The sequence below is a fragment of the Candidatus Erwinia haradaeae genome, from assembly GCF_900698955.1.
Lineage (GTDB): Bacteria > Pseudomonadota > Gammaproteobacteria > Enterobacterales > Enterobacteriaceae > Erwinia_E > Erwinia_E haradaeae_G.
Window position 1 is genome coordinate 439,024 of sequence record NZ_LR217720.1, and the last position, 12,715, is coordinate 451,738.

The following is a 12,715-nucleotide window of genomic DNA, read 5'->3' on the forward strand; positions in this document are numbered from 1 at the left end:
AATTTTTTGTTATAAGGGTAAGCAAGATATTTTATATATTACGATTATTCTATAGTAATAGGTGTGATCATAGAGGTATCTTCATATCGGATAATTATCGATTTTTAAAATATTATCGCATAATACAAGAAAATTAGATGTAGCAGATAACGAAAAAACAAGAGGGAGGAAGTAGATTCTATTGCTTTATAGATTACAGTATATATATTTCTTCAGAAGGTTTACTGATACTATATATAACATCGCTACATAGAATATATAAGTATTCACTATAACTATAAATTTAACTATATTTTTATAGCTCACAATAGAGCTACTGCATTAAAGATAGGAATTATGATGAGCTCCACCTAGGATATGTATAGTATTTTTTCAATCTCACTAGATATGCAGTAAATATTAGAGAAAAATATTATAAACGATGTTTGCGAAATAAAAGCGCTTCTTATAGAGAAGAACACTCTCTATTGACAATAGAGAGATATATTTTCATTCATCGTTTATGTTTAAAATATACTATTATAAAGGATGCAAGCTATAGATAGATTTTTTTGTGGCGATAGCACAATACATATCTGTGGCGTAAGGTACGCTAGAAGTTTTATACATTGATGAATCTTTACAAATCATTTTTAAAGATTCATCAATGTATATTATATTAATTTCACAATGATCGCACCGTTTTTTGTAACAATATATGTGGATTGACATAGGATATATAAACAATATGATCGCTGATCAAGCGTTGTGATTCTTGATACATATTAGTACCGTCCAACCATTTTATATCCATAAATATTTACAACTTCATAATTATGACAAAGAAATTTTTTATCATAAGCGCTACTTTTACTAAATTTATTAAATACTATTTTTTAGTGCAGTCTGTTTGACTTCTTTTATAAAAGGACTACATCATGGATAATCCATTACTTGCTTCTTTTACTCTTCCTCCTTTTCATTCTATTAATGCTATACATATAGTGCCAGCGATAACACAAATTTTACATGAATGTCAAGATACCGTAAATAACATGCTATCTCAAGATAGGCCATACAACTGGAATAATTTTGTCCAGCCTTTTTTGGAAGTTGATAACAAGATGAGCCGTGCACTTTCACCAGTAAGCCATTTACATTTAGTAAAAAATACCCCTTCATTACGTACAGAATATGAGAAAATATTACCTATTATTTCTGAGTATAGTACTTGGATTGGACAACATGAAGGGCTATATAAAGCGTACTGTAACCTTAAAGAGGAAGGTGATAGCTATGAATCTCTAAGCATTGCACAAAAAAAAGTTGTCGATAATATTTTACGTGATTTTAAATTTGCTGGTATTGGACTACAAAAAGAACAACAAGATCGTTATAAAGAGATTTCTATCCGTTTATCCATATTATCTTCCATATATAGCAATAATGTTCTCGATGCTACCATGGGTTGGAGTAAATTAATTACAGATCAAAGTGATCTGGAGGGTATCCCAGAACGTATGATAGAAGATATGAAAGCGCAAGCAGTACAGAAGGGGCAGCATGGGTGGCTTTTGACTTTAGATTTACCAAGCTATCTAGCAGTGATGACATATTGTAATAATCGATCTATACGAGAAGAAGTATATTATGCATATGCTACACGTGCCTCTGATCAAGGTCCGAATGCTGGGAAATGGGATAATACAGAGATAATGTCTGAAATATTAGCATTGCGTCATGAATTATCTCAGATTCTTGGTTTTGAGTCTTATGCTGCTCAATCTCTTTCAACTAAAATGGCAGAAAATGTATCTCAAGTTATGCATTTTTTGTATGATATAGAAAAATGTGTACAATCACAGGCAGAAAAAGAAACCACTCAGTTATATGCTTTTGCGAAAGAAATGTATAAAATGCATATTTTAGAACCATGGGATATGGCATTTGTGAGTGAAAAACAAAAACAGCATTTATTTCATCTTTCTGATGAAAAGATACGTCCTTATTTTCCAGAGCATCGCGTATTAAATGGACTATTCATAATACTCAACCGCGTTTATGGTGTTAATACTACAGAACGTCATGATGTTGAGGTTTATCATGAAGATGTGCGTTTTTTTGAGCTATTTGATGAAACTAACACGCTCCGTGGAAGTTTTTTTCTTGACTTATATACACGGGATAATAAGTGCAGCGGGGCATGGATGGATGAATGTATCGGCCAGATGCGCATGTCAGATGGTAGGCTTCAAAAGCCAGTAGCTTATATCACTTGTAATTTTCATCGCCCCGCTGGCGGTAAAATAGCGCTATTTACTCATGAGGAAATAATTACTCTTTTTCATGAGTTTGGGCATGGATTACATCATATGTTAACAGAAATTGAAATATGCGGAGTATCGGGAATTAATGGGGTACCGTGGGATGCAGTAGAATTACCGAGTCAACTTATGGAAAACTGGTGTTGGGAACCAGAGGTGTTAGTATTACTGTCTGGGCATTACAAAACGCACGCACCATTACCTCAAGAATTTGTTCATAAAATTGTATCAGCAAAAAATTATCAGAGCGCATTGTACATACAGAGACAGCTCGTCTTGTCTTTATTTGATCTGTGTTTACATTCTGAGAGAAATCCCAATGACGATTTACAAGTTTTAGTGATGTTTAAGGAGATACAACATCGTATTTCTAAGATACAAGAACCAGAATGGAGTCGTTTCCCTCATACCTTTAACCATATCTTTTCTGGTGGTTATGCAGCAGGATATTATAGTTATTTATGGGCTAATATTCTAGCCGCAGATGCTTGGTCTCGTTTTAAGATGGAAGGAATTTTTAACCGGAAAACTGGGCAGTCATTTCTTGATAATATTCTTACACAGGGTGGCGCTGAGCAGCCAATGACTTTATTTTATAGGTTCCTGGGAAGGGCACCAAAGATAGACGCTATGCTCAATCAATATGGAATTCCATTAATAAGTGACGAAAGGTAATATATTGATGCAAATTTGCTTGTTAGATGAATCAGGTGAAATAGGGAGTCATAGTGCGTCTATATTAGCAACTCGATTGCAGCTGAAACATGATAAAAATGCATTACTGGCATTAGTTATCAAGCCATCATATCTTGAACTGCGCAAAAGAGATGAGCCTTTACTTGGAGGCGTTTCAGTGAATTTTTCTTCTAAGCAAGCTACTTATAGACGTAAATTTGGTGGCGGACGGCATGAAGCAATAGCCAAGGCAGTAGGTATAAAGGGAAATTATTTTCCAGACGTACTAGATGCGACCGCAGGGTTGGCCCGTGATGCTTTTGTTCTAGCGTCATGTGGTTGTCGAGTACGAATGTTAGAGCGTAATCCTATTATTTCAGCACTACTTGAAGACGGACTACGACGTGGATATTCTGATCATGAAATTGGTTTCTGGCTACGTGTACGTCTAATATTATTACATACCCCTAGTCTATTTTGTTTAAGTAATATTACCCCCAAACCAGATGTGATCTACCTGGATCCCATGTATCCAAATAAAAAAAAAGTGCATTAGTAAAGAAAGAAATGCGTATGCTGCAGTGTTTAATAGGAGTCGATCAGGATGCAGATCAGTTGTTAGAGTGCGCGCGACTACTTGCAAAAAAACGCGTAGTCGTTAAGCGTTCACGATATGCTCAATCATTAGCGGGTATAAAAACAGATAATTATATAAATACTATAAATCATCGTTTTGACATTTATACCCCGATACACATATGATATCTATGATAATAAATTGTACAATTAAATAGAAAAAGGATGATATTTCCTATCATAGAAAATTTTAGGACGGATCGAGTTTGGATTATCTCTCAGGTGGATATTGGTATTGTACAATACTCTAGTGTCTAATTAAGAGTGTATTGTGTAGATATATGAGAGTTCAACAGGAACAATAATTTTCTCTTTTTATATAATACGCACATGGTTATTTATAGGATTCTAATAGAAAAATACGAGAGTCTAAGTCTGTATCGGATTTTTTCTTATGGAGAGAAAATACATAGGATGGTTGATAGAAGCTTGATATATTATGTGTAAAACAAATACAGAAATACTGCTATGTATTATTGCATAAGTGTCTATATAATACAACAAGTAGTCTACTGTGGTAGATGATTGCTATATATCGTACATTCTTGCCTTTATTAATTAATAGTCTACTCTCGATGCTGATTGCTTTAGATAACTTATATTAGTAGATCGATAGATTGCATAAGTTATCCATGTCATCTAAATTTTCTCTATTAATATTACTAAATATATGTTTATTTTATGCGTCATTCGTATAGTAATGCATGAAGTATGTATATATCATTATATGATATTAGTAGATTGACAATACATTCGATCTGTATCTTGACGTGTGTAGAATGCTATTAATGCTTTACGTATTCTTTCTGATTACCGATAGATAGTAAATATGGAGTTAGTGCTTATAGCTATACGTAGTAGTATTTGTATATTAGATATAAGTTTTTGAACCATACGCATGGCTTCATATTTCGCTATGATAGCGAGAAATATAAATTGCGTAAGAAACAGATAATATGTAAAACGCTTTTGTTAAAAACATCAAATAGATTCAGTCAATGCTTTTTAATAAAAGCTGTTTATGTAAAGAATATATGTATATTGTCATTGACAATGCCGTGCTTATAGCAGGATACACTATGGCTTTAAATGCGAATCATCTTATATGGATTGATCTTGAAATGACTGGTTTAAACCCAGAGAGAGATCGTATTTTAGAAATTGCTATACTACTCACAGATTCTAATTTAAACATTCTTACCGAAGGGCTAGTATTTGCAATACATCAACCTATATTACAGTTAGCAATGATGGATGAGTGGAATATGCACACCCATACTTGTAGTGGTTTAATCGATCGGGTAAATGTCAGTAAAACTAATGAGCATGATGCTGAAATAGCCATCTTAGATTTTTTAAAATTATGGGTGCCTGCTCGGAGTTCACCGATGTGTGGAAATAGTATTACACAGGATCGTCGTTTTTTATTTAAATATATGCCGGATCTAGAGGCTTACTTCCACTATCGTCATATAGATGTTAGCACTATAAAAGAATTAGTACGTCGTTGGAAACCCGATATTTTGCTGGGTTTAAATAAGAAAGGAATGCATCAAGCTTTAGAGGATGTTCATGATTCTGTATTAGAACTCCTCTACTATCGTAAATATTTTATTCAATGCATCCATCACTAGAAAGACATGTACTGTGCATTTATAGTAGTTTTCTAGAGACAACTACTGATGCAGTGTACTAAAGATTATTAGTAAAATATTATTTTTATTTCTAGATAACTATAATTTAAAATATGCTAAACATCAATGAAATATATTTTATACAGTGAGCGAAGTAAGTTTCTTTTATTTAGTAATATGATTATATGATGTCCATATCATTACAATCTCAAAATGTATTGTACAGTACAATCTGTGATTTTTCATCCAATAGTATAAATATCGTATCTGCAATATTTTTATAAAATTATATTGCAGGTTAATCACTATTGGATACTTTAAAAACCAGATCTAGATATTGACTGATTGTGTGTATCAAAGCGTTATCGTAACAAGTATAACAAAACACATTTGATTTTTTTCAAAAAATGGATACGAGGACTAATATACATCCACAAGAATAATAAATTCTTTAAGACAACTCTAATAATATATTTATCAATAAAATTTTCTTAGTTAACGAATGCTCACTAATTCTCATGCATATCTTTTAGATGCTTCGTAAGAAGATATGACACAGAGATCCTTTTCATTGAGTTTTAGTATCACATATATTGTGAGTTTTTACCTTACGACATCTTATGAACTTCAAAATCAGTAATAATGTACTTATTGTGCTATAATGCGCTCAAGTAATTTACTGATACTATACGAAATTTTATGATTTAAACGATCTAACATACTTTTACTATAAAGATAGCGTACTTCGATTACCTGATGTGTAGAAATCTTCTCCATGATCCAATCATCGCTAGTACTAATAATATCTATTAAACCTTTTTCTAATGCTTGAGTACCGTACCAATATTCACCATTGGCTACTTGATCTATATATAACTTTGGCCGCATTTGATGCACAAACTGCTTAAAAAGAATATGTGTTTGATTTAAGTTATCACGAAATTTTTCACGTCCCTCTGCGGTATTTTCACCAAACAGTGTTAATGTACGTTTATATTCCCCTGCGGTATAAAGCTCCAGATCAATTTTATTGTGCTTTAAAAAACGATGAAAATTAGGGATCTGCCCTACTACCCCAATAGAACCAACTAGTGCGAAAGGAGCTGCAATGATGCAATTAGCCACACAAGCCATCATATAACCGCCACTAGTTGCAATTTTATCTACAGATATTATCAGAGTAATACCATTTTTTCGCAAACGTTGCAGTTGCGATGCAGCTAACCCGTAACCATGTACTACACCCCCAGGGCTTTCAAGACGCAACAGTACTTCATCACCTGTTTCTGCTGCAGAAACAATCGCCGATACCTCTTTTCGAAGGGAAGAGACTTCTCTAGCATCCATACTACCTTTGAAGTTAATGACATATAATGTTGGTTTTTTTTTGTTTTGTACTAATTTAGTTTGTTTTTTAGTATATTTTGCTTCTTTTTGTTCTTTCTTTTTATGTTCTTTTTTCCATAATTTTTGTTGCAAAGGGTTCATTTGTTCTAAATGTATTTTATTTTGTACTTCATGATAATACTTATCTAATCGTATTAACATTAGCCTTCCAGATCTAGAATTATGACGCTTTTTGATAGTAGGAATTATAAGCATTAACATTGTTAGAGCTATCATAATAGTAATTGTTTTAGCAAGAAAGAGTCCATAAAAAGAAAGTAGATCCACTGCATCCGCCTTAAATTATATTTATAAATAAATCTAGTTTATCGTCACCTTGACGTCAAGTCATCTCTTTTCTGTTATTCTATCAAGAATAGAAGTGAGTTTCCATAAGAGTAGACCTATTATCTACTTTCGTTATGTTTTCAATATATTGATTTTTACAAAAGTATCATAATCGCTTAGAAGGTTCTACGAACGATCATTAATTATATTATTATCATATAGTTTATTTAGTTAATTTTATAAGAACCCTAGTGGTTGTTCTAACACCAGAAAAAAAGTATTTTCATTACACGCAACACTTGTCATTCTGTCAGATCAGTATGCGATATTTATACAGTGATCGATAAAATTAACAGACTTATCTTATCATATTTTATATAGTAAAATATTTGAAGCATGTATCAATATTATATAATAATGTAATGAAAATATCACTGTATTAGTAGTTATGGCTAAGATTACTAATCACTTAGTATAATAACAGTTATTTTGTAGCGTTTTTTTTGATGGTTCGTACCTTTAGACGACCATGTGCTGAATATGGGAGTCACTTGCAGATACATAACGTAAAATCAGATTAATCATATAGATGATTTTGATAATGGAATCATGTGATTTGATGTATGTATCGTAGTGAATTAAGGGAGATTTATTTTATATAATTGCCAATTATGGCTAATTTTCTTATTTATTCAAGTGTTATTTTTGATGCACAAAATCGATAAATTGTATTCTCAAAACATCCAGATGTATCGAGATGATTGGAAGTACTTGTAATATTGATGGTATCTCTAGCACTGTGTATAGTAGTAATGGCGCATGTGCGATCATGGTATGCAGACATAGGAGCAGAAAAGCAAAATTAGCTCATATAAAATAGTTTTATAAGGTGCTATAATTTTATTATATTTGTATGCTCATACTTAGCAGGGGTAGCGCTTCATAAGTAAGACAGACCGATCAATAGCACTAGAGATGCGTGATTGATACACTTAATACCACAAGCGTCGTAAAATTAATCTCGATGAATTTGATTTGTCTCATATTACTTTTACTAAACTTTTACGATACTTCTTAATTATGATTAATATGGCCCTCTTTGTTATGCCGTAATAACTGATGATACTTAAATTTTAATGCTTTTGAAATGGTTATTGACTGAGACAATGCATCAAAAATTCATGTAAAATGCTATTATATGTCCAATTATTCTTAATATCATTCATCACCACCTAGTGTTTATCACTTAAAAATAGATGCCTGATGCATACATAGCACTTACATATTTGATTAGATTATATGAATCACTTATACACTGGGTCATTACGTGGAAATATACCTAGTTGGTGGCGCCGTCCGTGACAAATTATTAAACCTACCATTGAAAGATAGAGATTGGGTAGTCGTTGGTGGCTCTCCTCAGACAATGCTTGATTTGGGTTATCAAAAGGTTGGTCGTCATTTTCCTGTGTTTCTGCACCCAAAGACACATGAAGAGTATGCACTGGCCCGCACTGAAAGAAAAGAAGGGCATGGGTATAGTGGATTTGTATGTTATTACGCGCCGGATGTTACCCTTAAGCAAGATTTGGCGCGTCGTGATTTGACAATTAATGCTATTGCCCAGGATCAATATGGTATGTATTATGATCCATATGGCGGTTTTGTTGATCTACATCAACGTCAATTGCGTCATATTTCCCCTTCTTTTAATGAAGATCCATTACGTGTGTTACGCGTAGCTCGTTTTTCTGCATATTTTGCTCACCTAAACTTTCACATTGCTGATGAAACCTTGAAAATAATGAAGGGTATGGTGCATAGCGGTGAACTACAGTTCTTAACTGCCCCACGCATATGGAAAGAGATAGAAAGTGCCCTTCAAACCAATCATCCTCATATATTTTTTAAGGCATTATATGATTGCGGGGCTTTTAAGGCTTTGTTTCCAGAATTGGATAGCATTATGAATGTTTTTAATATTAGCATTGATCAGGTTTTAACGACATTCTCAGGAATATCTAAGCATAGTGCAAACCTTGCAATTCGCTTTGCAGCCTTTTTCTATAGTTTTCGCCACGCCCTTATGTCACAGATACATCTGTACACTCCGCACGGTAAGTATGATGCCTTATTAAACTTCAAAACAATTGCGAAGTTATGTCAGCGCTTACATGCACCACGTGCATTGCGTGATTTAGCCTTATTAGTGATGGAATTTTATGATACTATACAGAATATTCAGCATGCTTCTCCTGAGCAATTAATATATTTTTTTAATCAGATCGATGCTTGGAGGAAACCTTTGCGTATTGAGCAGATTTCTATAATTCTTGATGCTGACTTCGGTGCATGCTCATCATCGAAACATGGTGCTAACATCAAAAGCGCATATTTATGTAATGCATGGAAAGTTGTCAATAGTATATCAGTGCAAGAAGTCATAGACTCTGGATTTATAGGAAGACACATAGGCGATGAATTATCACGACGTCAGAGTATAGTATTAAATGATTGGCAACATTATTCAAAAGAGGCCGACTAATAATATTTATATCCACTAATTATAACACACCTACGTATTAGGCTATATTATGTGCGATAGTCATTATTAAATGTCAAATCATATTAATATATATATTTTATGGTTATCAACAATATCAAACATCAGTTTTTTTCTCTGTTTGTTTAAATAGCTCGTAATTTTTATGTCTTTAGTATGTTTTATAGCGCTACCTTCAATATTTTTCTATGCATGAATGTCATTTGTTATCTAATACTACGTATAAACGTGTAGTGCAAGGAATAATTTCTGCATTCCAGGATTTTTTATGATAAAGACTGTTATGAAAGACATGATGTGAGAGAAATATTTAAATTTTCGCCTGCAAAAAGAATTATTACTAAATGATAGGCATTAGATATTTTTAACATTAATACACAGAATTATTTATCTGATTAACATCATTCTAGGCAGATTTATATTCTTCTTTTTTATCTCGCATGCATCTCGATGGTACATTTTATCGATGTATAGATATAATATACTTAGTGTATGCATGCTTTCTTTTAAAGCATAATTTTTATAAGAGATTAGATAGATTATGATGTATGAAAATACGCTGGCTATGATGGCAGAGTTTAATATTAGCTGAATGTAATCAGATGTTATGAGTATTTATGAGATTCTATGGTTTCTATTGCGGAACACTGCTACATTAGATGGATGATTGATAAGATGTATCGCATCAATGTCAGCCATCTAAATAATATAAGCAATATAAATAATTACGTATATAGTGATTAAATCATATCATCAGTGGATGACTGGCGCTTTGATAATATTTATATTATACATTATAATTCAGATAAAATAAAGTAGCACTAATACTAACAAAGAACAAAGCGATCACAAGAACATTACAAGTTTGTTTTTCATGAGAAGATCATAATATTATAAAAATAAAGGCAGTTCTTATATATCTATGCCGAAGGTATATTATCCACAATAAGTCTTCAACAGTATCATAGAACATTTATTATTGTATATTAACATATACTGATTTAGCACATCATAGATTAGAAAATCTGATGGTACAAAGTAATCTCAGAAGAATACATATATTACTTTTATATTTTTTATTTTTCGTGATTCTGTCTTGTAGGCATTAATATCATTACAATTTTATTGTATTATGAGCATAATAAACGGTTGTATTTAACTCGTCTAATGCATGTGATACATGAAAAATTCATATCCAATGGAGACACAAAACATAGCATATAGTGATCCCTCAATCATTATTTTCATAAAAATGATTGCTATAAGAGATTATTGATAGTGTTATATGAAATAGTATTAATAACCGTATAATATCAGTTATGTAAAATATACACCTAGCTTTTTCAGAAAAAAAATAAAAACTTTACTCATCTTCACAAAAATCATAAATGCTATAGAATTTATGTCAGTTCATATTAAGATGTAATGAACAGAATCAGTAATTCTAGAGATAGTTTACTTAGTTTTAATAGCACGATAAACCTTAAAATCTCCATTACTAATCAGCACTTCATGGTAATCAAAAGTTTCATTGAATATTTTTTTGTAAGGTAAAAAAGAGTTAGCAACAATGCGTAGTTCGCCACCTATATATAAATAATCCGGTGCTTTCTGAATTAATACACGCGTAATATCTAGATTTCTTTTGAACCTGTCATGGAATGGTGGATTTGAAATAATGACATCAAAACGTCCCGTTATATTCGAGTACACATTACTAGGTAATATTGTACCCCGCAAAGTGTTACATGAAAATGTGGCTTGACTAGAAGAAAGGGCTGCGGCATTAACATCCGTTAGTGTCAAATGGGTTGCTTGCGAATAACTCGCTAACATTGCAGCAAGAATACCTGTACCACAACCAACGTCTAGGATTCTCCCTCTTATGTTATTATCAATCAAGGTAGAGAGCAATAATTGTGTTCCACGGTCTAGACCATTGTACCCAAAAACACCAGGTAAGCTTTGAATTGTTAGAGATCCTACCAAATATTCATGCCAGAATGTATTCAGATTAAAATATGGTTGTTTTTCCAGATATCCATGATATAAACCACAATGACGCGCGCTATCAATCTTTCTTAGTTCTACCCAATTTTTTATACAATTTGTAGCACTACGGACACCGCTACGATGTTCTCCGACAATAAAAATTTCACTTCCACATGGAAGTAATGATAATAGATTTTGCAACTGAAATTGTGCTTTCTGTTTATTTTTAGGCCAATAATAAATAAGGGTATCACACTTATTTAACATGTTTGATGTCATTATAACACCGAAATAAGTGTTTTTTCCCAGTATTTCCTTTAAGATCTTCCAGTGAAGATACTGCTGTGTATATATGCACCGTGTTTGTGTTTCTATGTATGCTGATAGGGTATCTTGGAGATCGCCAGAGAATAAGACATTTCTGTGAGTAAATTGATCACGATTTCGTAAAAGCATATTGCTTTCTGGGGTAAGGATAGACATCTATAAAAAATCCTAAGTAATCATAGTTGCTATTATGTCAAAGCGAGAAAATTAGTGAATGATATATATCTGATAAAAATACAATCCATTACTGAATGTATCAATAAATCCTCTATATCATTCCTAAGAATGGCATAAAACAGTATTGAATTTTATTTATTGATACTCCAACGAGTCTTTTGTTCCGATTTGCAGAACTCACGTTACAGCATGCTGTATATTTTTATTGTCTATTCATGATAGTTTGAGAATCAAACTTCAGGAATTGATGGAAAATGAGGTGTATATCATGTCTTATAGACGCGATCAAGTATTACAGAAAATGGGTATTACTCAATATACACTACGTCAGCCATATGCTCTCAAGGAGCAGACGGTCATTGGGTTATCGTCTGAGATTCGATTAGTTATAATATCAGATGATATGTTAGCTCTCACTGATCCACTAGTAGATGATGTCTTACATACATTACACATAAACTATTTACAAGTACAGATTTTAACCTTACAACATCTACATACATTACCATGTTTTTCTAATGATTTCTGTTGGTGGTTTTTAGGGGCCAAAGTTCCAAAAATATTTACAGGAATCCGGATTATCTCACCTACTTTACATGAGTTGTATCATAACTACGATGCAAAACGATCTCTATGGAAGCAAATTTATCAATATAAGTTAGATATAATTACGAGAATTAGATAACAAATATATTCTTCTACCATAGTCGCCATAATCACTTATTGTATGCTAT

General features: G+C 32.5%; 6 protein-coding genes and 1 pseudogene. 5 read left to right on the forward strand and 2 right to left on the reverse strand.

Translation table 11 applies throughout. The features are described from left to right. Nucleotides 1-917 precede the first annotated feature (917 nt). The 3 genes and pseudogenes from prlC (at nt 918) to orn (ending at nt 5,248) form a co-directional block, all read left to right on the forward strand. Nucleotides 918-2,978: an oligopeptidase A gene (prlC, locus tag ERCILAFE3058_RS01440; RefSeq protein ID WP_157989706.1), complete on the forward strand. Its 2,061-nt coding sequence runs from the start codon at nt 918-920 to the stop codon at nt 2,976-2,978. Between the two features lie 7 nt (nt 2,979-2,985). Beyond that, nucleotides 2,986-3,740: pseudogene (locus ERCILAFE3058_RS01445) on the forward strand (class I SAM-dependent methyltransferase). 953 nt (nt 3,741-4,693) lie between these two features. After that, nucleotides 4,694-5,248: an oligoribonuclease gene (gene orn, locus ERCILAFE3058_RS01450; protein WP_157989707.1), complete on the forward strand. Its 555-nt coding sequence runs from the start codon at nt 4,694-4,696 to the stop codon at nt 5,246-5,248. A gap of 648 nt (nt 5,249-5,896) precedes the next feature. Here orn and sohB read toward each other — a convergent pair. Next, complete coding sequence (gene sohB, locus ERCILAFE3058_RS01455; protein ID WP_157989708.1) at nt 5,897-6,922, reverse strand: protease SohB; 1,026 nt, start codon at nt 6,920-6,922, stop codon at nt 5,897-5,899. 1,327 nt (nt 6,923-8,249) lie between these two features. Between sohB and ERCILAFE3058_RS01460 the strand changes: the two genes are divergently transcribed. After that, nucleotides 8,250-9,467, forward strand: a complete 1,218-nt coding sequence (locus ERCILAFE3058_RS01460) for a multifunctional CCA addition/repair protein (protein ID WP_157989709.1) — start codon at nt 8,250-8,252, stop codon at nt 9,465-9,467. A gap of 1,473 nt (nt 9,468-10,940) precedes the next feature. Here ERCILAFE3058_RS01460 and rsmC read toward each other — a convergent pair. Beyond that, the gene (rsmC, locus tag ERCILAFE3058_RS01465; protein WP_157989710.1) at nt 10,941-11,960 is read right to left on the reverse strand and encodes a 16S rRNA (guanine(1207)-N(2))-methyltransferase RsmC; all 1,020 of its coding nucleotides are present in this window, start codon (nt 11,958-11,960) and stop codon (nt 10,941-10,943) included. A gap of 289 nt (nt 11,961-12,249) precedes the next feature. Between rsmC and ERCILAFE3058_RS01470 the strand changes: the two genes are divergently transcribed. After that, nucleotides 12,250-12,666 (forward strand): DNA polymerase III subunit psi, encoded by a 417-nt coding sequence (locus ERCILAFE3058_RS01470; protein WP_232037572.1) that lies wholly within the window; start codon nt 12,250-12,252, stop codon nt 12,664-12,666. The last annotated feature ends 49 nt before the right edge of the window (nt 12,667-12,715 follow it).

What these genes read in the sequence shown, in the direction of transcription:
- prlC (WP_157989706.1), top strand. Translation starts at nt 918, where the DNA reads ATGGATAATCCATTACTTGCTTCTTTTACTCTTCCTCCTTTTCATTCT.
- orn (WP_157989707.1), top strand. Translation starts at nt 4,694, where the DNA reads ATGGCTTTAAATGCGAATCATCTTATATGGATTGATCTTGAAATGACT.
- rsmC (WP_157989710.1), bottom strand. Translation starts at nt 11,960, where the DNA reads ATGTCTATCCTTACCCCAGAAAGCAATATGCTTTTACGAAATCGTGAT.
- ERCILAFE3058_RS01470 (WP_232037572.1), top strand. Translation starts at nt 12,250, where the DNA reads ATGTCTTATAGACGCGATCAAGTATTACAGAAAATGGGTATTACTCAA.